Raw genomic sequence first — 25,585 nt, 5'->3', positions numbered from 1 at the left:
GAATGACCAGGCAGCGAACCCGGCTGGGCAGGATCGCCGGGCGGGCAGCAACAGGGCTGGTGAGCGCCGGGCTCATCGCGGCTACGGTGCTGCTCGCACCAACCGCTGCGGCGACTCCGGAAGCCGACGCCGACGCCGCGATCACCGCGGCGTGGGAGACCGGCGGCGGCGAAGGTGGGCCCCTGGGGCCGCGCGATGGTGGCGTCTATCCCGCCGGTGAGGGCTTCGGCCAGAAGTTCGCAGGCGGCCAGATCTTCTTCACCCCGGAGACCGGGGCGCACATCGTCACCGGCGCCATCCTGGAGAAGTACGAGTCGCTCGGCGGTCCCGCCGACAGCGATCTGGGCTTCCCGACCATCGACGAGGGTCCCGGCCGCGCGGCCAACAGCCGCAACTCCACGTTCAGCGCGCCGGACAACCCGGTGATCTTCTGGACGCCGGACACCGGCGCCCGGGTGGTGCGCGGGGCCATCAACTCGGCCTGGGATGCGCTCGGCGGATCGGCCGGGGTGCTCGGCGTGCCCAGCGAGGACGAGTCGACCAACGGCGACGTGCTTGCCCAGAAGTTCACCGGCGGCGAGATCTCCTGGAACCGCAAGACCCGCGCCTTCACCACGGTGCCGCCGGAGCTCGCCGATCAGCTCGGCGCGGTCGACGTTCCCTCCGATGCCACCTCGGCGATCAACGCCGCGCGCCGCGCCGCCGGTGGGGCACTGGGGCCGTTGGGCGCCGAAGAGGGCGCCCAGTACGCGATCGGCGCGGACGGCGTCGGCCAGAACTTCGCGGGCGGCAAGATCTTCTACAGCCCCGAAACCGGCGCGAATGTGGTGACCGGTCAGGTGCTGGCCAAGTACGAGAGCGTCGGCGGGCCCACCGGGGATCTCGGATTCCCGACCGCCAGCGAGGCCGACGGCGGCCTGGCGCCGCAGAGCCGCGTGGTCCCGTTCGCCGCCGAGGACAACCCGGTGATCTTCTGGACGCCGGACTTCGGTGCGGTGATCGTGCGCGGCGCGATGAACGCCGCGTGGCAGAAGCTCGGCGGCGCGACCGGTGAGCTCGGCGCCCCCAAGGGGGATCAGACCGAGAACGGCAGCGTCATCAGTCAGCAGTTCAACGGCGGGTCCGTCTCGTGGGACAAGTCGACCGGCAAGTTCAGCACCGAACCGGCCGGCCTGCAATCCCAACTCGCCGGTCTGGAGGTGCCGGGTGCCGACGCTCCGGCCGCCCCGGCCCCCGGCTCGGAGGCCGCTGCGGACACCGACAGCGGCGACAAGTGGTACACGTGGCGCTGGTGGTGGCTGCTCGGCCTGATCCCGCTGATCGGCGTGATCGGCCTCGTCGCGGTCGCGGTCCTGCGTAACCGGCGGTCCCATGCCGACGACGATTTCGGAGCGGGCTACGCCGACGACGGATACGACCACGGTTACGAGGACCAGGGCTACGACAACCAGGGCTACAACGACCACGGTTACGACCCCGAGTACAAGCAGCCCGAGCACACTCAGCCCGAGTACGGCGAACGGGATTACGACTCCACCCAGAGCCTGTGGGCCTCGGCACCGCCGGCCGGCGAGGTGCCTGCCTTCAGCAGTATCTCGGCCGGCGCGGAAGAACCGACCACCGACGACGGGTTCGACGACTACGAGACCGATGAGGACAACGGCGGCGACTTCGACGGCGGCGACTTCGACTCCGACGAGGGCGACGAGCTCGAGGAACTGCAGGCGCCGGCCGACGATCTGATTTTCGATTCCGATCCCGACGCGGTGGACACCGCGCCGACCCGGATCGAATCGCTGTCCGAAGAGCCCACTTTCGACCCGCCCACCACGGCGGTCCGGTCCGGTTACGAACCGGATTTCCCCAGTGGCCGGCACGCCGCCATCTCGGACGACGAACCGGAGGATCCGGGCTGGACGTCGATGCGACTGGCCACCGGTGACCGGTACCGCGCGCCGGAGGGCTATCCGATCAAGGCGGACACCAAATCGGGTCTGTACTGGGCTCCGGGTAGCCCCGGCTACCGGGACACCGAGGCCGAGATCTGGTTCGCCAGTGAGGAGTTCGCCCGGACGAACGGGTTCGTCCGGGCCGACTGAGCCTCCCCGGGCGAACCCGTCAGACCTTGCGGATGACGGTGACGACCTTGCCGAGCACCTGGGCGTCGTTACCGTCGATCGGGTCGAACGCCGGATTGTGCGGCATCAGCCACACCTGACCCTTGGTGCGCTTGAAGGTCTTGACGGTGGCCTCGCCGTCGATCATGGCGGCGACCATGTCGCCGTTCTCCGCGACGTTCTGCTGCCGGATGACAACCCAGTCGCCGTCGCAGATCGCGGCATCGATCATCGACTCGCCGACGACCTTCAGCAGGAACAGGGAACCCTCGCCGACCAGCTCGCGGGGGAGTGGGAAGACCTCTTCGACGGCCTGTTCGGCCAGGATCGGCCCGCCGGCGGCGATCCGGCCCAGGACCGGGACGAAGGTGGGCTCGGGCAGCGCGTCGGAACCCGCGACCTCGGTTGCCACGATCGGGGTCACATTGTTCGGGGCCACGTTGTCGTCCGCGCCGCGGACATCCACGGCGCGTGGGCGGTTCGGGTCTCTGCGCAGGTAGCCCTTGCGCTCCAGGGTGCGCAGTTGGTGGGCCACCGACGAGGTGGAGGTGAGACCGACGGCATCGCCGATCTCGCGGATGCTCGGCGGGTAGCCGCGCTCGGTCACGGAGGTGCGGATGACCTCCAGGATGGTGCGCTGACGCTCGGTCAGACTGGAGCGTGCCTCAGGGTGTTCGGTGCTCTCGCTCATGGCGCCGAATGTAGTCGCCGCCGGACAGATAATCAAACATGTGTTCGAGGCGTGTCGGGCAGGTGGTAGGCAAACGACTTCTGCTGCCGCTGCGTCATCTTCTGCAGGCACTCGTGGTGCTTGCGCGCGTGATAGGCCAGCGGGAAGTAGGTGAGCCGGTCCGGCAGCACCCGGTACGCCGTCCGGATCGCGGCGTAGATGAGCTGGAGTTGCAGCTCCTCCTGCCGGCTCCAGCCGACCCCCAGCTTGGCGCGCAGTCGCGGATCGAGCAGTCCGACGATGGACAGGTAGTTGAACCGCAGAGCGGGCCGCAACGCCGTCCGTACCGCGGGGCGCAGCGGCGCCGGTACCGAGGCCGGCAGGTCGACCTGCCCGGTCACCATCTCCTCGATCAGTTGCAGGGCCTGTGGGGTGGCCTCCAGCTTGTCGATCATGGCCTCGAAGTAGGCGTCCATTTCCACCCGGGTCCGCGGGTATCCCCGCATCGGGACGTGGAGCAGACGGGCCAACCGCCGGTTGTCCCGGAGTAGTTCGTCCTTCTCGGCATCGGTGAAGTCCCGGCCGATCAGCAACTTCCCGCCCTGTGCGGTGACGATGTAGCCGGTCGCGATCACCCACTGGTAGGCCTCGGTGTTGAGCGCGCTGATCTGCTTGCCTGTGGCGGCGCTGGTCATGGTGAGCGGTTTGTGCAGGGCCCGGACGCGGTCCCCCTCGGCGAGCGCCTCGGTGCCGCCGTAGGTCCAGCGCAGCACGGAGTCGATCGAGCGGATCGCCCGGCCGCCGGCGTCGCCGTGGAAGGCCGCCGAGTAGCGGCCGGTCACCTCCGCGATGACCGGATGCATGGCCTGCATCATGAAGGCCGCGCCGTCGACGATGAGAAACGTCCACCGCCCGGTGTGCTCGGCGGTCAGCGAGTCCATCGGGACGAGCTCGCGCTCGTCGCCGTCGTGGTTCCCCTGGATGGGCAGATCCGTTGTGGCAGTCATGGCTGCGCGCACCTCCTCGTGCTGAGGACCCGACGCTAATATGACCGAAAGGTCGCATTCAAGTCGCGTAAGGGGGCCTCCATGGCCACAGATAAACACAGTTCAGGGCCCAGAAAGCGGCCGCAGCAAGAGCGGTCTAGGGAAATGGTCGCAAAAATTGTGTCCACGGCCGCGCTTCTGCTGCGCCGGACCGAGCCGGATCGACTGACCACGAATGCGATCGCCGAGCAGGCCGGCATCAGCAAGGGGTCCATCTACCAGTACTTCTCCAACAAGGAGGAGATCATCGACGCGGCCATCGAGCGGCTCGCGGCCGAGCAGGCGCCCGCCATCGAGGACATGCTGCGGTCGGTGACCATGCACGAGCCCGAGGAGGCCATGCAGGCGTCCATCGACATCCTCATCGAGTTCACCCTCGCCAACCGGAAACTCATCCGCTACCTGGCGCAGCGGCCCGACCATGTGCGCACCTTCGACAACGTCTCCGGGCTGAATGCGACGCTGCTGGCGATGACGACCCTGCACATGGGCCACTACCGCGACCAGTACCGCAACGAGCTGAGTCCGCGCGCCCTGGCCTGGCTGTTCTTCAACATGGCCGTTGCCACGACCCTGCGGTATATCGAGAGCGACGACCCGATCAGCCTGGAAGAACTGCGCAGCGGCCTGAAGTTCGCATCCAGTGGGCTGCTGGCGGGCCGCCCCGGCTGATTCGCGCACGGACTACTTGTCGGTGGTCCGGTCTATCGTTTGGCAACAGTTCGATCACGTGTTCTATCCATCGAACACATGATCGACTATCGTTCGAACACAGAGGCGAAAGCCGCCAAGCGAGACCCAGCCCGACCCTACCGAGAGGCAGCAGTCCGATGACCATTCTCGAAGCTCGTACCAGCGCCCGGCAGTTCGATGCGCGTCCCCGGCAGACGGAGACGGTGCCCGAGGTGTGGCCGCTGCCCCGCGACGTGGTGGTTCGCCGTCGGCGCGTGCAGTCCCGGCGCCCCGGTGGGGCGCCGCTGGGCTACCGCAGCACCGGCGTGCTGATGTCGCGCGCCTCGCACCGCCGTCGGCCCATCACCCCGGTCGCCACCGTGCTGCTGGCGCTGCTGGCCGGCGGGTTCACCCTGTGGCTCGGGCTGGTCGCCCAGCTCGGCGGTCCCACCGAGGAACCCGTGCAGATGCCCACCCGGTTGTCCGTGGTGTACGTGGAAGCCGGTGAGACGCTGCAGCACATCGCCGCGCGGGTGGCACCGGATGTGCCGGCCGGGCCGGTGGTGGAGCGTATCCGCGAACTCAACAAGCTCGAAACCAGCACCGTGCAGGCCGGCCAGACCCTCATTGCCCCGATCGGTTGATCACCCAGGTACGCTCGAAGACACTCGAGTTGGTTGACCTGCGGTGGGGCGAAGGAGCGGTGATGCACTGTCCGTTCTGTCGCCATCCCGACTCGCGTGTCGTCGATTCCCGTGAGGCAGACGAGGGTCAGGCGATCCGGCGCCGCCGGTCGTGCCCGGAATGTGGGCGCAGGTTCACCACGGTGGAAACTGCGGTGCTCGCCGTCGTCAAACGCAGCGGCGTCACCGAACCGTTCAGCAGAGAGAAAGTCATCCGGGGTGTGCGGCGCGCATGCCAGGGCCGCCAGGTCGATGACGACGCACTGAACCTCCTGGCCCAGCAGGTCGAGGATGCGGTGCGTGCGGCCGGATCGCCGGAGATCCCCAGTAATGAAGTAGGTCTGGCCATTCTCGGCCCCCTGCGCGATCTCGACGAGGTCGCATACCTGAGGTTCGCCTCGGTGTACCGGTCATTCACCTCGGCTGATGATTTCGAGCGCGAGATCGAGGCGCTGCGCGCCCATCGCGTCTCCTCATCCGGTTAACCCAGCCGTACGCCGGTGTCCTCCACGACACGGCCTCCGACCTTCACCCACCCCGTCGGATCCCACCAGGTGCGGATCTCGGAACCCTTGCCCTGCGTGATGTGCAGGTCGCGGCTCAGATAATCGGTCATCCGCACCGCCGCCGAGCCGGTGGCCTCGTCCTCGATGATCCCTAGCTGCGGCGCGAACGACCGCGACCGCAACGCCCCGCGGTCGCGGTCCATCCAGGCCCACACGTAATGCTGGGCGTCGTCGGCGTAATCGGACGGATCCGCGGCGAGGACGTCGTCGGGCGAGTTCAGGTCGTAGATCATCAGCTCGGGGGCCCAGTCGGAGCGTGCCCTGATCGTGGTCAACTCGCCATCGGCCTCGGACAGATAGTTCACCTGCACGAGTCCGGCCGGGACCTGCAGTGTCCGCACCGGCGTACCCCGCTGTTTGAGCCACCATGCGGTGCCGACCGTCGGGTGCCCGGCGAACGGGATCTCGGTGGCCGGGGTGTAGATCCGGAGATGGGCACTCGCTGCGCCCGGCTCCGGGATATCGACGAATACGGTTTCGCTGTAACCCAATTCGGCCGCGATGCGCTGCCGGTCGGAGGGGTCGACCGTCGCGGCGTCGATCACGCCGAGTGGATTACCGAACTCACCGTGAGAATTGGTGAACACCCGCAGAACGGTCACATCGACGGCCATACCTCGATGGTATGTCCGTGACGTCTCAGGTGGCGCTGCGTTCGTCGGCTTCCATCGCGTCGAGTACCGCGACCCGGGTGTTCAGCGAGCCGGTGATGGCCCGTTCGGTGATACCGGTACGCAGCAGGTCGCGCAGCAGTTCGTGGTCGTACTCGGCCGGCATCGTGGTGTCGATGAAATGTTGTACCACCGCGACGAACCGATCCGGATCGTCATGGAACGGGAAATGTCCGGAGCCGTCGAAGATTTCGAGCGCCGAGCCCGGCATGGCGGAATGCGCCAGCCAGGCGTGGCTGACCGGGATGACCGAGTCGTGGGTGCCCCAGATCAGCTGAACCGGAACGGATTCGGTCAAATAACATCGGTCCAGCATGGTGACCACCTGCCCGCGCCAGTCCACCACCGCACGCAAGGTCCGGGCGAACGCGGACGACGCGGTCGGTTCGGGCAGATCGGACAGCACGCGCAGCACGTCGGGCAGATCGCGGCCCAGGCCGGTCGACCCGAGCAGCGCGCCGCCGATGCGTTCGGCCGCCTGCAGCGCGGGCAGCACCAGCGGTAGCCGCAGCAGGGCGAGCGCCTCGGTGGCCATCGGCAGCGCGGCGATCCGCAGCGCCACGTTGACGTCCTTGGTGACGCCGCCGGCGCCGACGAGCACCAACCGGTCGACGAGCTGCGGGAACTGGTAGGCGAACTGCATCGCGACGCCGCCGCCCAGCGAATGCCCGACCACCGTGACCCGGTCGATGTCCAGCACGCTCAACAGATCCCGCATGCCGTTGGCGTAGGCCGCCACCGAGTAATCCGCACGCGGTTTGTCGGATTGACCGTGCCCCAACAGGTCCGGCGCGATCACGGTGAACCGCTTCGCCAGCATGGTCTGCACCGTGTGCCAGGTCGTCGAGTTGTCGCCGATACCGTGGATCAGCAGGATCGCCGGACCCGAACCCGCGATCCGGTAGGCGCGCCGGTACCCGTGGATGGTGCGGAACTGCAGCGTGGGAGAGATCTCCGGCACGCTGCGCAGGTTGGTTTTGCGCTCAGTCATGTCCCGCCGTTCCTCGCCATCGGTCGGCGGTCAGCACCGCAGATCAGGGCGTTTCTCCGCCGTCGGAGAAACCGTCGCCGAAGCCCTCGCCGAACTTGCCGTCCGCCTGCTGGGCGAGGAAACGCTCGAATTCCGCGCCCAGTTCGTCACCGCTGGGCAGTTCCTCGTCCCGGGCGAGCAACGAGCGATTCTCCTGTGCGGCGACGAACGCATCGTACTGACGCTCCAGGGCGGTCACCACCTGAGCGACCTCGGCGCTCGCCTCGACCTGCTCGTTGATCTTGGTGTGCACCTCGGCCGCCGCCTCACCCAGCGCGGTCAGCGGGATCTGCAGGGAACCGGCTCTGGCCGCCTCGGCCAGCAGGGTCTCCGCCGCCGGCGGATAAGCGGTCTGCGCCAGGTAGTGCGGCACGTGCACGGTGAACCCGATCGCATCGTGGCCGTGCTGGCTCATCCGGAACTCCAGCAGGCTCGACACGCTGGCCGGCACCTGGACCTCGCCGACCCACGGGGTGTACTCGGCGATCAGCTCGGAGTTGGCCGAGTGCGCGGTCAGGGTGACCGGCCGGGTGTGCGGCACCGCCATCGGGATGGTGCCGAGCCCGATCACCTGGCGCACCCCGAGCCGTTCGGCCAGCAGCCGCACCGCGGTCACGAAACGCTCCCAGCGCAGGTCGGGTTCCAGTCCGGCCAACAGCAGGAACGGGGTGCCGACGCTGTCGTGCAGCGCGTACAGGTTCAGCTCGGGCTGGTCATAGCTGCTGAAGTGGTCGGTCTTGAACGTCATCATGGGACGGCGGGAGCGGTAGTCGAGCAGTTCGTCGATGGCGAACGAGGCCACCAACTCGGTGTCGAGGGTGTCCTTCAGGTGCTGGGCCGCCAGCCGGATCGCGTGACCGGCGTCGGAGAATCCCTCCAGGGCATGGATCATCACGGGTCCACGCCCGTCCGTCGCGGACAGCTGCGGTGCAGGGAACTCCAGCTCGTACATGCCGTTCTGGTCGGGCTGGTAATGCTGCTCCTGGTGATCGGCCATGTAATTCACCTCCTGTTCACTAGTGTCTCGCACTTTGCCGGGCGCGCGTTGCGGGCCCCCGGCTTCGGTGCAACACCGGTGAGATGACCGGCAATCCCGTCAGCTCCTGAATCGGCTGAGCGCGCGGAGTTTGTTCATCACGTCCAGCGCCGCCACCTTGTAGGCCTCCGAGAATGTCGGGTAGTTGAACACCGCATCCACGAGGTACTCGATCGTGCCGCCACACCCCATCACCGCCTGCCCGATGTGCACCATCTCGGTGGCATTGCTGCCGAAGATGTGCACTCCGAGCAGTCGCAGGTCCTCGGTGGAGACCAGCAGTTTCAGCATTCCGTAGGAATCGCCGGCGATCTGGCCGCGGGCCAGCTCCCGGTACCGGGACACCCCGACCTCATAGGGCACCGAATCCCTGGTGAGGTCGACCTCGGTGGCCCCGACATAGGACACCTCCGGAATCGAGTAGATCCCGATGGGCTGGAGTTCGGTCATCGCATGGCAGGGCTCGCCGAAGGCGTGGTACGCGGCCAGCCGGCCCTGATCCATCGACGTCGCCGCCAGGGCCGGGAACCCGATGACGTCGCCGACGGCATAGATGTGGTCGACCTTGGTCTGATAGTTGTCGTCCACGAAGATCCGGCCCCGGTTGTCGGCCTCCAGTCCGGCCTTGCCCAGGTCGAGGTGATCGGTCTGACCCTGTCGGCCGGCCGAGTACATCACCGTCTCGGCTGGGATCTGCTTACCGCTGGCCAGCGTGGTCACCGTGCCGGAGCCACCGACGTCGACGGCGGTGACCTCCTCGCCGAACCGGAACGTGACGGCGAGGTCTCGGAGATGGAACTTCAGCGACTCGATGATCTCCGGATCGCAGAACTCCAGCATGTTGGCGCGTTTCTCGACGACGGTCACCTTGGTGCCCAGGGCGGCGAACATCGATGCGTACTCGATGCCGATCACCCCGGCCCCGACCACGACCATCGAGGTCGGGATGGTCTTCAGGTCGAGGATGCCGTCGGAGTCCAGGACCCGGTTCTCGTCGAACTCCACCCCGCCGGGCCGGGCGGGCTTGGTGCCGGTGGCGATGACGATGTGGCGCCCGCTGACGGTGACCCGTTCGGCCCGCCCGGGATCCTCCACGTGCACGGTGTGCGGGTCGATGAACCGCGCGTGCCCGACGTAGAGCTCGACCCGGTTGCGCATCAGCTGCGAGCGCACGACGTCGATCTCCCTGCCGATGACATGTGAAGTCCTGGCCAGCAGGTCGGCCGGGGTGATCTTCTCCTTGACCCGGTAACTGGCACCGTAGAGCTCGCGTTGGCTCATGCCGGTGAGGTAGACGACGGCCTCACGCAGCGTCTTGCTCGGGATGGTGCCGGTGTTGACGCACACCCCGCCGAGCATCCGCCCGCGTTCCACCACGGCGACGGACTTGCCGAGCTTGGCGGCCGCGATGGCGGCCTTCTGCCCGCCGGGGCCGGATCCGATGACGACGAGGTCGTACTCCTGCGAGGAATCCATCATTGGAGTCAACGCCGGACGGTGCCGGTCCGCATGTCGAGGACGGCAAAATGCATGTGAACAAATTCCGGGAACTTCGACGTCGGCCCGTTCGTATTTACCGTTGATGAGACGCTCGAAGCGAAAACCTCGAAAGCCCCGAAAACCCCGACGAGCGCACGGTAGCGCGCCATGCTGACCGCGCTGGGGATCCTGGCCGGAATCCTGGTGGTGTGCGCCATCACGGCGCTGACCGGCTACTTCGTCGCTCAGGAATTCGCCTTCATGGCGGTGGACCGGTCCCGGCTGAAGGCGCGCGCCGAGGCCGGCGACGCGGGCGCGGCCCGCGCACTGGCCGTCACCCGACGGACCTCGTTCATGCTCTCCGGTGCGCAACTCGGGATCACCGTGACCGGGCTGCTGGTCGGTTACGTCGCCGAGCCGTTGATCGGTGCGGGCTTCGGCGAACTGCTCGGTGGCGTCGGCGTGCCGATCGCCGTCGGCGTCGCGATCGGCACCGTGCTCGCGGTGGTGTTCTCCACCGTGGTGCAGATGGTCTTCGGTGAGCTCTTCCCGAAGAACCTCGCCATCGCCCGTCCGGAGGCCGTCGCAGACAAACTGGCCTGGTCCACCACCGCGTATCTGGCGGTATTCGGTTGGCTGATCAAGCTTTTCGATGCCTCGTCGAACCTGCTGCTGCGCGCGCTGCGCATCGAACCGGTGCACGATGTCGAGCACTCGGCGACGGTGCGCGACCTGGAGCACATCGTCGCCGATTCGCGCGAGACGGGGGAGCTGCCCGAGGATCTGTCCACCCTGTTGGACCGCATCCTCGACTTCCCGACCCGCGATGCCGAGCACGCGATGATCCCGCGTGCCCGGGTCGACGTGGTGGCAGCCGACGATCCGGTGCGCGAGGTGCTGGACAAGATGGCCACCGGCCACACCCGGTACCCGGTCCTGGGTGCGGGGCCCGATGAGGTGCTCGGGGTGGTGCACCTGCACGACCTGCTGGGCGAGACGGACCCGGCGGTCACCGCGGGGTCGCGATGCCGCCCGGCGGTGATCGTGCCCGAGACGCTGCCGTTGCCGGCGGCGCTGCGGGCGCTGACCGACGCCGACGACGAGATGGCTTTGGTGATCGACGAATACGGCGGATTCGCCGGCGTGCTCACGATGGAGGATCTGGCCGAAGAACTGGTCGGCGAGATAGATGACGAGCACGACGCCGACGGCACGGGCACCGATGTCGTGACCACCGATCAGGGCTGGCTGGTCCGCGGTGACGTCGCCCTGGACGAACTCGGCCGAGTGATCGGCCACGACCTCCCGGAGGGGGATTACGAAACGTTGGCCGGACTGGTCATCGCCGAGTTCGGCGGGTTACCCGGCGTCGGCGACAGCATCACCGTGGATCTCGGGGTCGATCCCGCGGACCTCGTCGCCGAGGATCCGCCCGCCGGGCGGACTCTGAATGCGACCGTGCGCAGCATCGAGAAGCACGTTCCGGCAAGCATTCTGGTGGACCTGCGATGAGCAACCCGTGGGTGGTCGCACTCGTGACCGTGGTGTTGATCGGAGCGAGCGCGTTCTTCGTCGCGGTGGAGTTCGCGCTCATCGCCGCCCGGCGCCACCGCCTGGAGGACGCGGCGCCGCGCAGCCGCTCCGCACGCGCTGCGCTGCGTTCGGCCTCGGAACTGTCGGTGCTGCTGGCCGGATCGCAACTCGGCATCACCGTGTGCACGCTGGCTCTGGGCGCGGTGACCAAGCCCGCTGTGCATCACTGGCTCACCCCGGCGATCGCCGGCTGGGGAGCACCGGCCTGGCTGGCCGACGCCGGCGGGTTCGTGCTGGCCTTGATCATCGTCACCTTCCTGCACCTGGTGGTCGGCGAGATGGCCCCGAAGTCGTGGGCCATCGCGCATCCGGAGCGGTCGGCGACCATGCTGGCGATCCCGATGCGGGCGTTCATGTGGGTGACCCGTCCGCTGATCGCGGCCCTGAACCAGTTGGCCAACTGGTGCTTGCGCAAGGTCGGCGTCGAGCCGGTCGATCAGGTCGCGACCGGCCAGGATCCCGACGCACTGCGCCATCTGGTGGAGCATTCCGCGACCGTCGGCACGCTCGACGAGCGCTATCACGGGCACCTGGTCAGCGCGCTGGAGCTGCAGGCGCTGACGATCGGGGACATGGTGCGTGCGGACGCCACCCCGAGCAGCGTGCCGCCCCGGGCGACGCTCGCCCAGATCCAGTCCGAATCACGGGCGACCGGCCACCTGCGCCTGCTGGTGGCCGACGACGGTGTGGTGCACGTGCGGGACACCGTGAACGCACCGGCCGGCGCCACCGCCGCCGATCTGATGCGGCCCGCGTTGAAGCTGGCCGCCGAGACACCGGTTTATGCGGCGCTGCGGACGATGCGGGAGACCAGGAGCCATCTGGTCGTGGTCACCGACGGCGCACGGGTGCTGGGGTTGATCACCCTGGCCGATGTGCTGTCCCGGTTGCTGCCGACCGGCTGAGTTTCCACAATCGGCGATCGATCCACATCGCGGCGGGAGCGCTGCATCGACGGAGCCGCGCTGACGGTGCCGACTGCCACCGTCGGAGGCATGACAACACAACCTCGCGGCCTCGACATCGGTCGACCCGCCTCCCTGATCGCGGCGCTGCCCGCCGTGCTCGGCTTCGTCCCGGAACATTCGCTGGCGGTGGTGACCCTCGACTCCCTCGGATCCGGGGCGGAGTTGGGTGCCGTGATGCGGGTGGACCTGTCCGCGGGCCTGGCCGAGAACACCGATCATCTGGCCGAGGTGGTCGGTGCCTCCGCGCCGGAGGGCGCGATCGCGGTGATCATCGACGAGTTCGGCTCCGAGTGCGACGCCTGCGGTACCGATCACCTCGAGTTGGCCGATGCGTTGTCCCGGTCGCTCGCGGGGGAGGGGGTGGATCTGTTCGCCGTCCTGGTGGTGGACCGGGTGGCCGCGGGCGGGCGCTGGTTCTGCGCGGACGGCTGCGGGGCCAACGGCGTCGTCGACGATCCGGCGGCCTCCCCGCTGGCCGCTGCCGCGGTGCTCGACGGCCGGCGCCTGTATCGGCGCCGGGCCGAACTGCTGGATGTCATCGCGGTCGCCGACGCCGACCGCAGCGCCCGGTTGGCGGAGGCCATCGCCGCGCGCCGCATCCGCGAGCCGAGTGCGGCGCAGGTCCGCGAGACGGCGCAGCTGGCGATGCTGGTCGCGGCCCGGCTGGCCGGTGGCACGGAGCCGGCCGACGCCGAACTGGTGGCGCTGGCCTGCGCCCTGAGTGACCCGCGGGTCCGGGACATCCTCTACGCGTTGGCGGTCGGCGGTGCGGCGGCCGAAGCCGAGGAACTGTGGGCGCAGATGGCGCGGGTGCTGCCGGACCGGGCGCGCCCGGATGCGTTGTCCCTGCTGGCCTTTTCCGCCTATGCGCGCGGTGACGGGCCGTTGGCGGGTATCGCCCTGGAGGCGGCCCTGCAGCTCGATCCGCGGCACCGGATGGCGGCGATGCTGGACAGCGCCTTGCAGTCGGGGATGCGCCCGGAGCAGATCCGCGGGATGGCGCTGTCGGGCTACCGGACCGCGGAAAAACTCGGTGTCCGGTTACCGCCCCGGCTCGCGTTCGGGCAGCGCGCCGGTTGAGGGACTAGACCTTCTCGACCTTGACCGCGTGCGCCATGTGGTGCGGCAGTTCGACGTCCTGATGGCCCGGCATCAGGATGAGCACGCCGCCCTGGTCGCTGTGCTCATCGCTGACCTGGACGGTGACGCGCGCATTGGGCACCACACCGGCTTCCTTGAGCCGGCCGATCAGCTCGACGTCGCCCTGGACGTGCTCGGTGAGCTGGCGCACCACCACCGCGACCGGGGAACCGGCCGGCAGTTCGGTGAGCCGTACCAGGTTGGCGTCCTCGCCGTGGCCGGCGCCGCCGAAGCCGAGTTCGGACAGTCCCGGGATCGGGTTGCCGAACGGGGAGGTGGTGGGGTTGTCCAGCACCTGCACGAGGCGGCGCTCGACGTCCTCGCTCATGACGTGCTCCCAGCGGCAGGCCTCGGCGTGGACTTCCTCCCAGGGCAGGCCGATCACGTCGACCAGCAGCCGCTCTGCGAGGCGGTGTTTGCGCATCACCGAGACCGCGAGATAACGGCCCTTCTCGGTGAGTTCGAGATGACGGTCGCCCGCGACGTGCAGCAGGCCGTCCCGCTCCATCCGGGACACGGTCTGGCTGACCGTCGGACCGCTCTGCTCGAGCCGTTCGGCGATCCGTGCACGCAGCGGCACCACTCCCTCTTCCTCGAGGTCGTAGATGGTCCGCAGGTACATCTCGGTGGTGTCGATGAGATCGTTCATGCCCTACCTTCCAGGCCCTGCTGTCAGTCTCCGAGTCTAGCTGTCTGGCACCCTGAACAGGGGCTCAACATCCCCGTGACGATGTGATGCCCGCCGCTGGTCGCGACGGGCATCACCGGTGGTGCGAGTTTTGGCTGGTACGGCTAGCTGGCGTAGGAGCGCAACCGCTCGGCGCGGTCTCCATTGCGCAGCTTGGACATCACCTCGCGCTCGATCTGGCGGACCCGCTCGCGGGACAACCCGAACAGCTTGCCGATCTGATCGAGGGTGCGCGGCTGACCGTCGTCGAGCCCGAACCGCAGCCGGATCACCTGCTGCTCACGCTCGTCGAGCGTGGCCAGCACGTAGCGGATGTCGGTGTGCAGCAACTCGGAGATGACCGCGTTCTCCGCGGACATCGCCTCGGAGTCCTCGATGAAGTCACCCAGCGGGGCCTCTTCGTCGCTGCCGACCGGCATGTCCAGGCTCACCGGATCGCGGCTGTGCTCCAGCAGGTCGGCGATCTTCTCGGCGGGGATGCCGGACTCTTCGGCGAGTTCCTCGTCGGTGGCCTCGCGGCCCAGGTTCTGGTGCATCTCACGCTTGATCCGGGCGAGCTTGTTGACCTGCTCGACGAGGTGCACGGGCAGCCGGATGGTGCGGCTCTGGTCGGCCATGCCGCGGGTGATGGCCTGCCGGATCCACCAGGTGGCATAGGTCGAGAACTTGAATCCCTTGGCGTAGTCGAACTTCTCCATGGCGCGGATGAGCCCGAGGTTGCCCTCCTGGATCAGGTCCAGCAGCGGCATCCCGCGACCGGTGTAGCGCTTCGCCAGCGACACCACCAGACGCAGGTTGGCCTCCAGCAGGTGCCGGCGGGCCGCATCGCCGTCGCGTACGACGGCGGCGAGGTCGCGCTTGCGGGCGTCTCCGAGACGTTTCTTCGTGTTCAGCAGATGCTGGGCGTACAGGCCGGCCTCGATGCGCTTGGCGAGCTCGACTTCGTCGGCAGCCGTCAGCAGCGCGGTCTTACCGATGCCGTTGAGATACACGCGGACGAGGTCGGCAGCTGGGCTCTGGGCGTCCAGATCGGAATCGAAGCGGCTTGCGGTGGCGATCGCCATTTACGGCCTCCTGCTCGGTTGAACTGTCATGACGTACAACGCCGAGGGGGGCCTCAGAGTTCCCGTCACGTCCCAGTGGCATACCACCTGACCTGCAGTTTCAAACCGCAGACCTGAGAATGTGCTGAGAAGTCCGAAAGAGGGAGCTCAGTCGGGAACGCCGGGTTCGCCGCCGGCGTGCGGGGTCGGGCGTACCGGGGGCTGCAGGGCCGGGCGTTCGGCGGTGGGGAAGAGCGGCGCGCGCCGATGGGCGGCGTCGTAGCGGCGAGGTTCGGTGGCGCTGCGCGGCGGACGGTCGTTGGCGATGAGGACCGCGATCCAGGGCAGCGGGATGGAGACCAGGATGATCGCCAGCGAGATCAGACCGTTCTGCCAGACCCCGTAGGCGACGGCAGCGAGGACGAGCGCGGGAATCCGGAACGCCATCAGAGTCAGGTATTTGCGTACCCGCTCGCGGTGCTGCTCGTCCTGGGGGAGAGCAGCGCGTGTGATGAGGACCGGCCGACCTTCGTCGTCGAAACTCAGCTCGGGGCCGTGTTTCATAACTCCACTGTTCCACATCTTCGCCCCGGTGTGGCGTCCGGTATCCGGCCCAATCGATCTCGGGCACAATGGACCAATGCAGACCCAGACCATCGAGCGGCCCGACACCGACGAACGCGTCGACGACGGGACCGGTGACGACGCCCCCAAGGTCTTTCACTACGTGAAGAAGGACAAGATCGCCGAGAGCGCGGTCATGGGAAACCATGTGGTCGCACTGTGCGGTGAGGTCTTCCCGGTGACCAAGGCAGCCAAGCCCGGCTCCCCGGTGTGCCCGGACTGCAAACGGATCTACGAGTCGCTCAAGAAGTAGGGGTTCGCTTTCCGGAGATCCATGCGCGCACCCGCCGGGCGTGGGTGTCCGGGGCGGGCCATTCCTCCTGGATCGCGGCGTTGAGTTCGGCCCCGATCATCACCGCGAAGCCGGCCAGGAATGCGAAGAGCAGGAACGCGATCGGCGTCGCCAGCGCGCCGTAGGTATAGCCGGTCGCGGTGATCCAGGACAGATAGAAGCGCAGGCTGAACGTCGCGATCAGGAACACCGCCGTCGCCAGGACCGCGCCCACCACCAGTCGGTGGGTGGGCAGCGGTTCGGGTAGCGACACCCGGTAGAGGATCGTGACCACCAGGATCAGCGCGATGACCAGCACCGGGTAGTAGCCGTTCTGTAGGACGTGGAACCAGCTGTCCGGGATGTATTCGGCGATCTTGCGCGGGCCCAGTGCGATGAACGGCGCCGTCACCACCGCGCACACCAGCATGATCACGTACAGCCCGAGCGCGAAGAACCGCTGCCGCACCGGGTGGCGCAGCGGGGTCTGGTCATGGGCCTCAACGACCGAGTCCACGAATGCCGACACCGCCGAGGACCCGGCCCACAGCGAGATCACGAAGCCCAGCGACACCACCTCACCGCGGGCCGCCCGCACGATGTCGTAGATGGTCGGGGCGATGATCTCGTTGACGACGTTCTGCGAGAAGAACCGCTCCGAGGTGCTGATGAGTTGGTTCTCGATCGTCGGCAACGTGTCCGGCCCGAACAGCGGCGCCAAGTAGGCCAGACTGCCGAGCATGCCCAGCAGCAGCGGGGGCAACGACAGCGCGCACCAAAACGCAGCTTGGGCCGACTCCGAGAAGATGGAGTCGTCCCAAGCTTTGCCGAGAGTGCGCTTGGTGATCGGCCAGACGTGGTGACGTGATGGCTTCGCCGGGGTCTGGTCGGTCATCACCCGTCCAGCATTCCCGACGATCGACCCCGCCGCCCGTAATCACCGAGCGGGCGGGTCGTTACGCGTCGGCTGCGCTGACCTCGATCACGGCCGCCAGCTCGATCAGCTTGGCTTCGTGTTCGTTGGCATGGTGCTGGCAGAACAACAGTTCCGCGCCCGACGGTAGCTTCGCGCGTACACGCGCGGCGGCACCACAGCGGTCGCAGCGATCGGCCCGGGTCAGTTCCGGACTGGTCAGAGTTGCGTTCACGGCACATCCTCCGTTCAGCTTTGGTGCGTATGTCTACTGTGTCAGACGTTTTGGGTTCTGGCCTTGTTCCCCTGGTGTACACCGGTGTGTCGTGTCTCACTCCGTCGTCGTTACCGGGCGGGCAGCCTGGACGGCATGAGTACCCCATCTGGAGTCCTGGTGCACCTGTGCGCCGAAGACGAATGGCAGCGCGCATCGTCGACCGCCGAGTACCGGCCGCCGTCCCTGGCCGAAGTCGGGTTCATCCATCTTTCGTCCCCTGAGCAGGTGCATCTGCCCGCCAACCGGCTGTACGCCGGGCGCACCGATCTTGTTCTGCTCGGCATCGACCCGGCCCGGCTCGTCGATCCCGTTCGCTGGGAACTCGGTGTGCCGACCGATCCGGAGTCGATGCTGTTCCCACATCTGTACGGCCCGTTGCCCACTGGCGCTGTGACAAGTGTCACCCGTTATCTGCCCGCCGCCGACGGCTCATTCGCTGAGTTGCCGCCATCGGACGAATAGTCAACGGCCGCCTCCAATTCCACGCCGCCATCGTAGACGGGGCGGGCGAGGACGTAGGTTGGGGGAGTGAGACCTTCTGCACGGGTGGCCGTGGTCACCGGCGCCAGCCGCGGCGCGGGACGTGGCATCGCCGCCGCCCTGGGCGCACACGGGTGGCGGGTGTATGTCACCGGCCGGTCCGTCGCCGAGGCCGGTACCGCCGATCTGGTCAGCGCCGGCGGTGGTGAGGGCATCGCGGTCACCGTCGACCACGCCGACGATGCGGCCGTGGCCGATTTGTTCGCCCGAGTCGACGCGGACGGCTCCGGCCTGGACCTGTTGGTGAACAACGCGGCGGTGATCCACGACGAACTGACCGGCGCCCAACCGTTCTGGGAGAAGCCGCTCGGGCTGGCCGACGTGCTCGACGTCGGACTGCGCTCGGCCTACGTGGCGTCCTGGCATGCGGCGCCGCTGCTGACCGCCCGTGGCGGCGGGCTGATCGCGTTCACCTCCTCGCCGGGTTCGGTCTGCTACATGCACGGGCCGGCCTACGGCGCCCAGAAGGCCGGGATCGACAAGATGGCCGCGGACATGGCCGTCGACTTCTCCGGCACCGGGGTGGCCTGTGTGTCGATCTGGATGGGTATCCTGCTGACCGAACGGCTGCGCGCGGCGTTCGCCGGGAACCCGGATGCGCTGGCGGCGACGGCCGCGCACGCCGAGACCCCGGAGTTCACCGGCCATCTCATCGATGCGTTGTTCGGCGACCCGCAGCGCGACGAGCTCAGCGGCCGCAGTGTGATCGGCGCCGAACTGGCCGCCCGCTACGACCTCACCGACGAGGGCGGGCGTAGGCCCCCGTCGCATCGCGAAATGCTCGGATCGCCAAGGGAACCCAGCACCGTCGTGTTGCGCTGAGCTTCCGCGAGCGGCAAAGCGGCGTGACAAATGCCGTGCGTTTCGTAAACTGACGAACCATGTCGATACTGTCCGGCTTCGCGCCGTGGATCGTGTACTGGGTGCTGGTCGGGAACGTTCCCTTCAGCACCGCCGTGCTGGTGGCACTGGCCGTCGCGGTGGCGACGTACACGATCGGGCGGGTCCGGGGCAGTGCCGGCCGCACGCTGGAGATCGGTGCCATCGCCACCTTCGCGGTGCTCGCGGTCCTGACGTTCACCCTCGACCAGGAGTTCATGGAGCGCTGGATCCAGCCGTTGAGCAGCCTGGGCATCTTCCTGGTCGCACTGATCGGTTTGCTGGCCGGCCGCCCGTTCGTACGGGAGTTCGCCGAGGCCGACCAGTCACCCGAGGTGATCAAGAGCGAACTGTTCGGCCGCATCACCACGCTGGTGACCTGGATCTGGGTGGCCGCCTTCGCCGGGATGACGGTGTCTGCGGCCATCCCGCCGATCGTGCAGGCGGACGCCTCGATCCTGGACACCAGGACCCCGCTGTCGTTCGTCTGCTACTGGGTGGTGCCCTTCGTGCTCCTCGGCGCCGCGGTGCTGGGCGGTCGGGTGTTGACCGAGCGGATGGTCGCCGAGGCCACCAGCCCACACACCGTCCGCCGGTCGACATTCGTCGCGTTCAAGGAGCTGGAGATCGACCAGCTCTACTACCTGGCCCGCGAGCGCGCCGAGCGGGAGGCCGGCCCCGATCTAGAGGCCTATGACGTCAAGCTAGGTAGCCAGGGGGTGCCGCTGACCGGCGACGAGTCGCGAGAATCCTGGCCGATGAGCTACAAACTCCGGGAGCGCCGCGTCAAGCATTAGCCAGAATTCCGGCACTACTTTCCTCGGCAAGCGTCGGGGGCATCGTGCCTGTACAGAGGCTATTTCGCGGGCGTAGATTCCGATCTGGGGTGGGGTTAGGGATCGGCTCGGAGGGAGCGGGGAGATGTCTGAGCAGCAGGACAACATGGAAGTGATCAGGAAGGGTTACGAGGCGTTTTCCAGCGGCGACGTGGAGGCGGTCATGGCCCTGTTCGACGACAACGTCGAATGGGTGCAGCCGGGGAACAGCTCGATCAGCGGCACCTACCACGGCAAGGGTGAGGTGGCCCAGTACCTGGCCAACCTGGGCGAGAAGAACCCGACGGTGAAGCTCAACCGGCTACTGGCCGACGGTGACATGGTCGTGGCGCTCACCGACGTCACGGTCGGCGAGGAGAAGGGCAGCAACGCCGATGTCTTCACCGTCCGCGACGGCAAGACGACGCGGGTGGAGATCCACACCGACACCGCCCTGATGGAGCGTATCTACGGCACCAAGCAGCGCGCGGCGCACTGACCGCGCTAGTCGAGGTAGTCGCGCAGGACCTGCGAACGGCTCGGGTGGCGCAGCTTGCTCATGGTCTTCGACTCGATCTGGCGGATCCGCTCACGGGTGACCCCGTAGACCTGGCCGATCTCGTCGAGCGTGCGGGGCTGGCCGTCGGTCAGGCCGAAACGCAGCCGCACCACGCCGGCTTCACGCTCGGACAGGGTCTCCAGCACGGACTGCAACTGGTCCTGCAGCAGGGTGAAGGAGACGGCATCCACGGCCACCACGGCCTCGGAGTCCTCGATGAAGTCACCGAGCTGGCTGTCGCCCTCGTCGCCGATGGTCTGGTCCAGCGAGATGGGCTCACGCGCGTACTGCTGGATCTCCAGCACCTTCTCCGGCGTGATGTCCATTTCCTTGGCCAGCTCTTCGGGCGTGGGCTCGCGGCCCAGGTCCTGCAGCAGCTCGCGCTGGATGCGGCCCAGCTTGTTGATCACCTCGACCATGTGCACCGGGATACGGATGGTGCGGGCCTGGTCGGCCATGGCGCGGGTGATGGCCTGCCGGATCCACCAGGTGGCGTAGGTGGAGAACTTGTAACCCTTGGTGTAGTCGAACTTCTCGACGGCACGGATCAGGCCGAGGTTGCCCTCCTGGATCAGGTCCAGGAACGCCATGCCGCGGCCGGTGTAGCGCTTGGCCAGCGAGACCACGAGGCGCAGGTTGGCTTCCAGCAGGTGGTTCTTGGCGCGGTCGCCGTCCCGGCAGATCCACTGCATGTCGCGGCGCTGGGCGGCGGGCAGCTTCTCGCCCTTCTCGGCCAGCTCGGTCATCAGCTGGGTGGCGTACAGCCCGGCCTCGATGCGCTTGGCGAGCTCGACCTCTTCTTCGGCGTTGAGCAGCGCGACCTTGCCGATCTGCTTCAGATAGGCGCGCACCGAGTCGGCCGACGCCGTGAGCTCGGCGTCCTTGCGGGCCTGCCGCAGAGCCTCGGATTCCTCTTCGTCCCAGACGAAGTCTCCGGACGCCTTGTCCTTCTCCGAAGGCTCGGCGATCTCGTCGTCGCCCTTGGCGGCCTTGGTCTTGGTGTCGCCGGCTTCCTCGGCCTCTTCGGCGTCCTCGGCCTCGGCCTCCTCGGCGTCGTCTTCGGTGTCGAGGTCGTCGATCTCGACGTCTTCGAGGTCGTCGCCGGGTTCTACTTCGAGGTCATCGCTTTCGATGTCGTCGCCGAGGGTGACGTCTTCGGCGGACTCGTCCTTCTTGGCGCGGGAGCCGGCGGCCTTCTTGGCGGGAGCTTTCTTCGCGGCGCGCTTCGCCGGCGCCGCCTTGGCGGCAGCCTTGGCCGGCGCCTTCTTGGCGGGCGTCTTGGTGGCGGCGGTGGGCTTGGTCAGCTCTTCGGTTGCCGGGCTCTTTGTCGCTGCCACGTACACCCTCTCGGTCTTGCGGATCGGCGACGCGCGCAGGCGCCATCGAAAAGTTGTCGGCTGTCTCGAATATTGGCGTTTGATCTCTGCTGGGATATCCGCCGGTTATGTCGGTAGGCGGCCGCCACCGACCATTGTAACGACACTGTGGGGGTGCGCTGCGCCGAGTGGGGATTTCACTCGACGTGGATGCCGCGGGCGGCCATCGCCGCACCGACGATGCCGGCGGTGTTGAGCAGCGCCGCGGGCACCACCGGGGTCCGGTTCTTCAGCATCGGTATCCACCGGTCGGCCTTGCGGCTGATGCCGCCGCCGGCGATGAACAGATCCGGCCAGATCGCGTTCTCGATGACCACCAGCACCTTGGTGACCTCTTCGGTCCAGCGCTGGTAGCTCCACTCCTTGCGTTCCTTGACCGAGGAGGCGGCCCGGTGCTCGGCCTCCTTGCCGCCCACCTCCAGGTGACCGAACTCGGTGTTGGGCAGCAGCACGCCGTTGTGGATGACGGCCGACCCGATGCCGGTGCCGAAGGTCAGCAGCACGATCAACCCGGTGTTGTCCTTGCCGGCGCCGTACTTTTCCTCGGCCAGGCCCGCCGCGTCGGCGTCGTTGAGCACCGTCACGGGCTGCCCGTCGAGTTCGGCGCTGATCACCTGTGCCGCGTCGGTGCCGATCCAGCCCTTGTCCACGTTGGCCGCGGTCCGCACGATCCCGCCGGTCACCACGCCGGGGTAGGTCACGCCGAGCTTGCCGGTCCAGCCGAACTCGCGCACCACCGCGGCGACCGTCTTGGCCACGTCGGCCGGGGTGGCCGGCTGCGGGGTGGCAAGTTTGAAGCGGTCACCGATGAGCTGGCCGGTGTCCAGGTCGACGAGGCCGCCCTTGATTCCGCTGCCGCCGACGTCGACGCCGAATCCGGTGTTGGTCGATCCGGTCACGGGAACGCTCCTAAGCAGGCGGCGGGCAACGGAATTCGACACCACAGTAGTGGGTTGTGGTGCGATGTACCCATGAACGAACCAGTCGCCCTGCGGGCGGTGGCCGTCCGGTTGGCCGAGCAGGCCGCAACCTTCGTGCGAACCAGGCGGGCCGAGGTGTTCGGTGCCGGCGCGCAGCACACCGACGCGGTCCGCACCAAGAGCACGCCGACCGATCCGGTGACCGTGGTGGACACCGAGACCGAGCGGTTGCTGCGGGACCTGCTGGCCGAGCACCGCCCCGAGGACCAGGTGCTGGGGGAGGAGGAGGGCGGCTCCGCCCACGCGGCCCCGGGGGTGCCGGTCTGGGTGATCGACCCGATCGACGGAACGGTCAACTTCGTCTACGGCATCGAGGCCTACGCGGTGTCGGTGGGCGTGCAGATCGACGGTGTCGCGGTGGCCGGCGCGGTGGCCAATGCCGCGACCGGGGAGATCTACTCGGCCGCGCTCGGTCACGGTGCGACCGTGACCCGCGACGGCGTGTCAACGACGTTGCGCGCCAATGCCATCGACGACCTGTCGATGGCGTTGGTGGGCACCGGGTTCTCCTACGAGTCCGAGCAGCGCAGCCGGCAGGCGGCGGTGCTGGCCGCGTTGCTGCCGACGGTGCGCGATGTGCGCCGCATCGGTTCCTGCGCACTGGACCTGTGCATGGTCGCGGCGGGGCGCCTCGATGCCTATTTCGAGGACGACGTGCGGGTGTGGGACTGGGCCGCCGGCGCGCTGATCGCGGCCGAGGCCGGTGCGGTGGTGCGATTGCCCGCCGGCGGCGGCAGCGCCGGCGATGCGCTGGTGGCTGCCGCGCCCGGGATCGCCGCCGAGCTGGACGCGGCCCTGCGGCACACCCGCTGACTCAGCAGGTGGCGCTGTGGATCTTGGTCAGCAGCGCCGCGTCGGCCGGCTGGGTGGCGTCCGGCCGCAGACCGGCCAGCATCGCGTCGATGTCGTCGCTGCGGCTGAACTCGGTGAATTCGGTGCCGACGGCGAGGTCCACCGAGTCGTCGGGGCGCCCGTCGAGGAACAGTTCGGTGCACGGTGCGACCAGCCACACCGCCGCCGCGGCGGCCTTCCCGGATTCCCCGAACCGGATCTGGCCCTGGCATTCCAGCCGGGCGTTGGCGTACACGGTGTCGTTGGCCGCGGTGGGCTGAGCGAAGCCGAGGTCGCGCAGCGCCCCGGACACCTCGGCGGCCTGGCCGCCCTGGCCGCTGGCGTTGAGGACCTGAACCTTGGTGTCGGCGAGCCGGGCCGGCATCACCTCGGCCATCTCGGCGGGGGCGACCTGCTGGCCGAGCGACGCCGGGGCGGCGGTGCTGTCGGGGGCGGGCGCGGGCGGCGGGTTGCACGCCACCGCTTCCGGCACCTCGGTCGACTGGTTGAGCGCGACGACCCACACCACGCCGGTCACCAGGGCCAGGGCCACGAACAGGCACAGCGCGGGGACATGGTTGCGGCGGCGGAACGGACGACCGTGTTTGTCGAACGCCGTGCCCTCGGTGATGGAAGCGACCACCCCTGCACCTTAAGGGCTCGTGGACGCGCCATTCGCCACGAGCAGTTTCGCGCTGTGATATAAATCACAGTCAATCTGGGTCGATTCCGGGCACGAATCATTTGGTGTAGGCGTTCGACGCTGGTACAAAGCACTGCTGCAAGGGTGCTGCACCGGTACCGGAGGGGATGAAAATGGCTACCGACTACGACGCTCCACGGCGGACCGAGACCGACGATGTGTCCGAGGATTCGCTGGAAGAGCTCAAAGCGCGACGCAACGAGGCCCAGTCGGCCGTCGTCGACGTCGACGAATCTGAGTCCGCGGAATCGTTCGAGCTTCCCGGCGCCGACCTTTCCGGTGAGGAACTGTCGGTTCGGGTCGTCCCGAAACAGGCCGACGAGTTCACCTGCTCGAGCTGCTTCCTGGTTCACCACCGCAGCCGGCTGGCGAGCGAGAAGAACGGCCAGCTGATCTGCACCGACTGCGCGGCGTGACCCGCGGGGTCAGCTGCGCAGCGCGGCCAGCACCCGGTCGGGGTGTCGGCAGCTGACCAACCAGTACGGGGTGGGGTCGTCGGGGTCATCGAGCACGATCAGAACCATCGGTCCCACCCAGGCCTTGTGCAAGACGAAGGCGGCCGGGTCGAGTTGTCGGCCCAGGGCCGCCGACTTCGCTGATTTGGGCACCTCCGCCGACCGCGCGATGGCGCTCACCGGCAGGTGGGCGTGTCCGGCCCACAACTCGACCGTGGGCCTGGCGGACGGGTCGGCCGACTCGTCGGCGACCACCCGGATCTCCGCCCGCCCCGCCCACACCAGGACGGCCGCCGCCGCGGGCAGCAGCACCGCGAACGGCAGCCATTCGGGCATTCCCTCGACGCCCATGTTCACTTCGGTGGCGATCAGGGCGGCCAGGCCCAGACCGGGCAGCCAGAACCACAGCGGGAGCCGAAGGCGCTCGCGATAGCGCACGGTTTGGGTGGTAGCACGCGTGTCAGACACGTGCCCAAGAGTAATCTCATCCGTCGTGCCTACTTCTCTGGCGGTTGTGAGATTGGATCGCGAACTCCCGATGCCCAGCCGCGCGCATGACGGCGATGCCGGTGTCGACCTGTTCAGCGCAGTCGATGTGGAGCTGGCCCCCGGCCACCGCAGCCTGGTCCCGACCGGGATCGCGGTGGCGATTCCGCACGGGATGGTCGGGCTGATTCATCCGCGGTCGGGATTGGCCACCCGCGTAGGGCTTTCGATCGTCAATACGCCGGGGACCGTCGATGCCGGTTACCGTGGTGAGATCAAGGTGACACTGATCAATCTCGACCCGGAGGAACCGATCATGGTGCGGCGCGGAGACCGCATCGCGCAGCTGCTGGTGCAGCGCGTCGAGCTTCCGGAGCTGGTCGAGGTGTCATCATTCGATGAGGCCGGACTGGCCGACACCTCCCGTGGCGCAGGTGGTCACGGATCATCTGGCGGACATTCGAGTTTGTGAAA

Annotated in this window: 30 protein-coding genes; 15 read left to right on the top strand and 15 right to left on the bottom strand. The window is 68.0% G+C overall.

Going from position 1 to position 25,585, the window contains the following annotated elements:
* The first annotated feature begins 2 nt into the window (after window positions 1-2).
* Window positions 3-2,099: an LGFP repeat-containing protein gene (locus V4U86_RS16230; protein ID WP_395306987.1), complete on the top strand. Its 2,097-nt coding sequence runs from the start codon at window positions 3-5 to the stop codon at window positions 2,097-2,099.
* Between the two features lie 19 nt (window positions 2,100-2,118).
* Here V4U86_RS16230 and lexA read toward each other — a convergent pair whose 3' ends face one another.
* Both lexA and V4U86_RS16220 read right to left on the bottom strand, forming a co-directional pair.
* Entirely contained in the window at window positions 2,119-2,808 is a 690-nt protein-coding gene (gene lexA, locus V4U86_RS16225; RefSeq protein WP_395306986.1) for a transcriptional repressor LexA, read from the bottom strand.
* 32 nt (window positions 2,809-2,840) lie between these two features.
* Window positions 2,841-3,794 (bottom strand): oxygenase MpaB family protein, encoded by a 954-nt coding sequence (locus V4U86_RS16220; RefSeq protein ID WP_395306985.1) that lies wholly within the window; start codon window positions 3,792-3,794, stop codon window positions 2,841-2,843.
* 144 nt (window positions 3,795-3,938) lie between these two features.
* On the opposite strand from V4U86_RS16220, the gene V4U86_RS16215 reads away from it, so the two are divergent.
* The 3 genes from V4U86_RS16215 to nrdR all read left to right on the top strand — a co-directional run bounded on the left by V4U86_RS16215 (window position 3,939) and on the right by nrdR (window position 5,673).
* Entirely contained in the window at window positions 3,939-4,505 is a 567-nt protein-coding gene (locus V4U86_RS16215; RefSeq protein ID WP_395306984.1) for a TetR/AcrR family transcriptional regulator, read from the top strand.
* Window positions 4,506-4,663: 158 nt separating this feature from the next.
* On the top strand, window positions 4,664-5,149 hold the full coding sequence (locus tag V4U86_RS16210; protein WP_395306983.1) for a LysM peptidoglycan-binding domain-containing protein: 486 nt from the start codon (window positions 4,664-4,666) through the stop codon (window positions 5,147-5,149).
* A gap of 62 nt (window positions 5,150-5,211) precedes the next feature.
* Window positions 5,212-5,673 (top strand): transcriptional regulator NrdR, encoded by a 462-nt coding sequence (gene nrdR, locus V4U86_RS16205; RefSeq protein ID WP_395306982.1) that lies wholly within the window; start codon window positions 5,212-5,214, stop codon window positions 5,671-5,673.
* Here the strand turns inward: nrdR and V4U86_RS16200 are convergent.
* From V4U86_RS16200 to sthA, 4 genes are all read right to left on the bottom strand, one after another.
* Entirely contained in the window at window positions 5,670-6,368 is a 699-nt protein-coding gene (locus tag V4U86_RS16200) for a PhzF family phenazine biosynthesis protein (RefSeq protein WP_395306981.1), read from the bottom strand. The genes nrdR and V4U86_RS16200 overlap by 4 nt on opposite strands.
* 25 nt (window positions 6,369-6,393) lie before the next feature.
* Window positions 6,394-7,416: an alpha/beta fold hydrolase gene (locus V4U86_RS16195; protein ID WP_395306980.1), complete on the bottom strand. Its 1,023-nt coding sequence runs from the start codon at window positions 7,414-7,416 to the stop codon at window positions 6,394-6,396.
* Window positions 7,417-7,459: 43 nt separating this feature from the next.
* Entirely contained in the window at window positions 7,460-8,452 is a 993-nt protein-coding gene (locus V4U86_RS16190) for a proteasome assembly chaperone family protein (protein ID WP_395306979.1), read from the bottom strand.
* Between the two features lie 99 nt (window positions 8,453-8,551).
* Window positions 8,552-9,967, bottom strand: coding sequence for a Si-specific NAD(P)(+) transhydrogenase (gene sthA, locus V4U86_RS16185; protein WP_395306978.1), 1,416 nt, complete (start codon window positions 9,965-9,967; stop codon window positions 8,552-8,554).
* 171 nt (window positions 9,968-10,138) lie between these two features.
* On the opposite strand from sthA, the gene V4U86_RS16180 reads away from it, so the two are divergent.
* The 3 genes from V4U86_RS16180 (at window position 10,139) to V4U86_RS16170 (ending at window position 13,611) form a co-directional block, all read left to right on the top strand.
* Complete coding sequence (locus V4U86_RS16180; RefSeq protein WP_395306977.1) at window positions 10,139-11,482, top strand: hemolysin family protein; 1,344 nt, start codon at window positions 10,139-10,141, stop codon at window positions 11,480-11,482.
* On the top strand, window positions 11,479-12,468 hold the full coding sequence (locus V4U86_RS16175) for a hemolysin family protein (RefSeq protein ID WP_395306976.1): 990 nt from the start codon (window positions 11,479-11,481) through the stop codon (window positions 12,466-12,468). Before V4U86_RS16180 ends, V4U86_RS16175 begins: the two co-directional genes overlap by 4 nt.
* A gap of 90 nt (window positions 12,469-12,558) precedes the next feature.
* Entirely contained in the window at window positions 12,559-13,611 is a 1,053-nt protein-coding gene (locus tag V4U86_RS16170; protein ID WP_395306975.1) for a DUF4192 domain-containing protein, read from the top strand.
* A gap of 4 nt (window positions 13,612-13,615) precedes the next feature.
* Here V4U86_RS16170 and V4U86_RS16165 read toward each other — a convergent pair whose 3' ends face one another.
* From V4U86_RS16165 to V4U86_RS16155, 3 genes are all read right to left on the bottom strand, one after another.
* Complete coding sequence (locus tag V4U86_RS16165) at window positions 13,616-14,320, bottom strand: metal-dependent transcriptional regulator (RefSeq protein ID WP_395306974.1); 705 nt, start codon at window positions 14,318-14,320, stop codon at window positions 13,616-13,618.
* 143 nt (window positions 14,321-14,463) lie between these two features.
* Window positions 14,464-15,423 (bottom strand): sigma-70 family RNA polymerase sigma factor, encoded by a 960-nt coding sequence (locus V4U86_RS16160; RefSeq protein ID WP_087022366.1) that lies wholly within the window; start codon window positions 15,421-15,423, stop codon window positions 14,464-14,466.
* 147 nt (window positions 15,424-15,570) lie between these two features.
* Window positions 15,571-15,984, bottom strand: coding sequence for a DUF3099 domain-containing protein (locus V4U86_RS16155; RefSeq protein WP_395306973.1), 414 nt, complete (start codon window positions 15,982-15,984; stop codon window positions 15,571-15,573).
* 58 nt (window positions 15,985-16,042) lie between these two features.
* Between V4U86_RS16155 and V4U86_RS16150 the strand changes: the two genes are divergently transcribed.
* Window positions 16,043-16,279, top strand: a complete 237-nt coding sequence (locus tag V4U86_RS16150; RefSeq protein WP_395306972.1) for a DUF3039 domain-containing protein — start codon at window positions 16,043-16,045, stop codon at window positions 16,277-16,279.
* Here the strand turns inward: V4U86_RS16150 and V4U86_RS16145 are convergent.
* Both V4U86_RS16145 and V4U86_RS16140 read right to left on the bottom strand, forming a co-directional pair.
* Window positions 16,269-17,192: a YihY/virulence factor BrkB family protein gene (locus V4U86_RS16145; protein WP_395306971.1), complete on the bottom strand. Its 924-nt coding sequence runs from the start codon at window positions 17,190-17,192 to the stop codon at window positions 16,269-16,271. The two genes, V4U86_RS16150 and V4U86_RS16145, sit on opposite strands and share 11 nt — an antisense overlap.
* Window positions 17,193-17,253: 61 nt before the next feature.
* On the bottom strand, window positions 17,254-17,445 hold the full coding sequence (locus V4U86_RS16140; protein WP_395306970.1) for a DUF7455 domain-containing protein: 192 nt from the start codon (window positions 17,443-17,445) through the stop codon (window positions 17,254-17,256).
* A gap of 135 nt (window positions 17,446-17,580) precedes the next feature.
* Between V4U86_RS16140 and V4U86_RS16135 the strand changes: the two genes are divergently transcribed.
* From V4U86_RS16135 to V4U86_RS16120, 4 genes are all read left to right on the top strand, one after another.
* Window positions 17,581-17,949, top strand: coding sequence for a DUF952 domain-containing protein (locus V4U86_RS16135; protein ID WP_395306969.1), 369 nt, complete (start codon window positions 17,581-17,583; stop codon window positions 17,947-17,949).
* An 84-nt stretch (window positions 17,950-18,033) separates the two neighbouring features.
* The gene (locus V4U86_RS16130; RefSeq protein ID WP_395312076.1) at window positions 18,034-18,849 is read left to right on the top strand and encodes an SDR family NAD(P)-dependent oxidoreductase; all 816 of its coding nucleotides are present in this window, start codon (window positions 18,034-18,036) and stop codon (window positions 18,847-18,849) included.
* Window positions 18,850-18,908: 59 nt separating this feature from the next.
* Entirely contained in the window at window positions 18,909-19,703 is a 795-nt protein-coding gene (locus V4U86_RS16125; protein WP_395306968.1) for a hypothetical protein, read from the top strand.
* A gap of 124 nt (window positions 19,704-19,827) precedes the next feature.
* A complete protein-coding gene (locus V4U86_RS16120) occupies window positions 19,828-20,220 on the top strand; it encodes a nuclear transport factor 2 family protein (protein WP_395306967.1) in 393 nt (130 codons plus the stop codon).
* A gap of 5 nt (window positions 20,221-20,225) precedes the next feature.
* Here the strand turns inward: V4U86_RS16120 and V4U86_RS16115 are convergent, their stop codons facing one another.
* Both V4U86_RS16115 and ppgK read right to left on the bottom strand, forming a co-directional pair.
* A complete protein-coding gene (locus V4U86_RS16115) occupies window positions 20,226-21,656 on the bottom strand; it encodes an RNA polymerase sigma factor (RefSeq protein WP_395312075.1) in 1,431 nt (476 codons plus the stop codon).
* Between the two features lie 137 nt (window positions 21,657-21,793).
* Window positions 21,794-22,573 carry a polyphosphate--glucose phosphotransferase gene (gene ppgK, locus V4U86_RS16110; protein ID WP_395312074.1) on the bottom strand — a complete coding sequence of 260 codons (780 nt, stop codon included), beginning with the start codon at window positions 22,571-22,573 and terminating at the stop codon, window positions 21,794-21,796.
* Window positions 22,574-22,627: 54 nt separating this feature from the next.
* Here ppgK and V4U86_RS16105 point away from each other — a divergent pair, with 54 nt between their 5' ends.
* Entirely contained in the window at window positions 22,628-23,449 is an 822-nt protein-coding gene (locus tag V4U86_RS16105) for an inositol monophosphatase family protein (RefSeq protein WP_395306966.1), read from the top strand.
* Between the two features lies 1 nt (window position 23,450).
* Here the strand turns inward: V4U86_RS16105 and cei are convergent, their stop codons facing one another.
* Window positions 23,451-24,110 carry an envelope integrity protein Cei gene (cei, locus tag V4U86_RS16100; RefSeq protein WP_395306965.1) on the bottom strand — a complete coding sequence of 220 codons (660 nt, stop codon included), beginning with the start codon at window positions 24,108-24,110 and terminating at the stop codon, window positions 23,451-23,453.
* Window positions 24,111-24,283: 173 nt separating this feature from the next.
* Here cei and V4U86_RS16095 point away from each other — a divergent pair, with 173 nt between their 5' ends.
* Window positions 24,284-24,586 (top strand): DUF4193 domain-containing protein, encoded by a 303-nt coding sequence (locus V4U86_RS16095; protein ID WP_087032037.1) that lies wholly within the window; start codon window positions 24,284-24,286, stop codon window positions 24,584-24,586.
* A gap of 9 nt (window positions 24,587-24,595) precedes the next feature.
* Here V4U86_RS16095 and V4U86_RS16090 read toward each other — a convergent pair whose 3' ends face one another.
* On the bottom strand, window positions 24,596-25,093 hold the full coding sequence (locus tag V4U86_RS16090; RefSeq protein WP_395306964.1) for a DUF3093 domain-containing protein: 498 nt from the start codon (window positions 25,091-25,093) through the stop codon (window positions 24,596-24,598).
* 25 nt (window positions 25,094-25,118) lie between these two features.
* On the opposite strand from V4U86_RS16090, the gene dut reads away from it, so the two are divergent.
* The gene (dut, locus tag V4U86_RS16085) at window positions 25,119-25,583 is read left to right on the top strand and encodes a dUTP diphosphatase (protein ID WP_395306963.1); all 465 of its coding nucleotides are present in this window, start codon (window positions 25,119-25,121) and stop codon (window positions 25,581-25,583) included.
* Window positions 25,584-25,585 lie beyond the last annotated feature (2 nt).

Source organism: Mycobacterium sp. AMU20-3851, assembly GCF_043974665.1.
GTDB lineage: Bacteria > Actinomycetota > Actinomycetes > Mycobacteriales > Mycobacteriaceae > Mycobacterium.
Note: the sequence above shows the minus strand (reverse complement) of the source record. Positions and strands in the feature narration are given on the sequence as shown.

Coding starts and splice junctions, on each gene's coding strand:
- V4U86_RS16230 (WP_395306987.1), top strand. CDS start 3: ATGACCAGGCAGCGAACCCGGCTGGGCAGGATCGCCGGGCGGGCAGCA.
- lexA (WP_395306986.1), bottom strand. CDS start 2,808: ATGAGCGAGAGCACCGAACACCCTGAGGCACGCTCCAGTCTGACCGAG.
- V4U86_RS16220 (WP_395306985.1), bottom strand. CDS start 3,794: ATGACTGCCACAACGGATCTGCCCATCCAGGGGAACCACGACGGCGAC.
- V4U86_RS16215 (WP_395306984.1), top strand. CDS start 3,939: ATGGTCGCAAAAATTGTGTCCACGGCCGCGCTTCTGCTGCGCCGGACC.
- V4U86_RS16210 (WP_395306983.1), top strand. CDS start 4,664: ATGACCATTCTCGAAGCTCGTACCAGCGCCCGGCAGTTCGATGCGCGT.
- nrdR (WP_395306982.1), top strand. CDS start 5,212: ATGCACTGTCCGTTCTGTCGCCATCCCGACTCGCGTGTCGTCGATTCC.
- V4U86_RS16200 (WP_395306981.1), bottom strand. CDS start 6,368: ATGGCCGTCGATGTGACCGTTCTGCGGGTGTTCACCAATTCTCACGGT.
- V4U86_RS16195 (WP_395306980.1), bottom strand. CDS start 7,416: ATGACTGAGCGCAAAACCAACCTGCGCAGCGTGCCGGAGATCTCTCCC.
- V4U86_RS16190 (WP_395306979.1), bottom strand. CDS start 8,452: ATGGCCGATCACCAGGAGCAGCATTACCAGCCCGACCAGAACGGCATG.
- sthA (WP_395306978.1), bottom strand. CDS start 9,967: ATGGATTCCTCGCAGGAGTACGACCTCGTCGTCATCGGATCCGGCCCC.
- V4U86_RS16180 (WP_395306977.1), top strand. CDS start 10,139: ATGCTGACCGCGCTGGGGATCCTGGCCGGAATCCTGGTGGTGTGCGCC.
- V4U86_RS16175 (WP_395306976.1), top strand. CDS start 11,479: ATGAGCAACCCGTGGGTGGTCGCACTCGTGACCGTGGTGTTGATCGGA.
- V4U86_RS16170 (WP_395306975.1), top strand. CDS start 12,559: ATGACAACACAACCTCGCGGCCTCGACATCGGTCGACCCGCCTCCCTG.
- V4U86_RS16165 (WP_395306974.1), bottom strand. CDS start 14,320: ATGAACGATCTCATCGACACCACCGAGATGTACCTGCGGACCATCTAC.
- V4U86_RS16160 (WP_087022366.1), bottom strand. CDS start 15,423: ATGGCGATCGCCACCGCAAGCCGCTTCGATTCCGATCTGGACGCCCAG.
- V4U86_RS16155 (WP_395306973.1), bottom strand. CDS start 15,984: ATGTGGAACAGTGGAGTTATGAAACACGGCCCCGAGCTGAGTTTCGAC.
- V4U86_RS16150 (WP_395306972.1), top strand. CDS start 16,043: ATGCAGACCCAGACCATCGAGCGGCCCGACACCGACGAACGCGTCGAC.
- V4U86_RS16145 (WP_395306971.1), bottom strand. CDS start 17,192: ATGACCGACCAGACCCCGGCGAAGCCATCACGTCACCACGTCTGGCCG.
- V4U86_RS16135 (WP_395306969.1), top strand. CDS start 17,581: ATGAGTACCCCATCTGGAGTCCTGGTGCACCTGTGCGCCGAAGACGAA.
- V4U86_RS16125 (WP_395306968.1), top strand. CDS start 18,909: ATGTCGATACTGTCCGGCTTCGCGCCGTGGATCGTGTACTGGGTGCTG.
- V4U86_RS16120 (WP_395306967.1), top strand. CDS start 19,828: ATGTCTGAGCAGCAGGACAACATGGAAGTGATCAGGAAGGGTTACGAG.
- V4U86_RS16105 (WP_395306966.1), top strand. CDS start 22,628: ATGAACGAACCAGTCGCCCTGCGGGCGGTGGCCGTCCGGTTGGCCGAG.
- V4U86_RS16095 (WP_087032037.1), top strand. CDS start 24,284: ATGGCTACCGACTACGACGCTCCACGGCGGACCGAGACCGACGATGTG.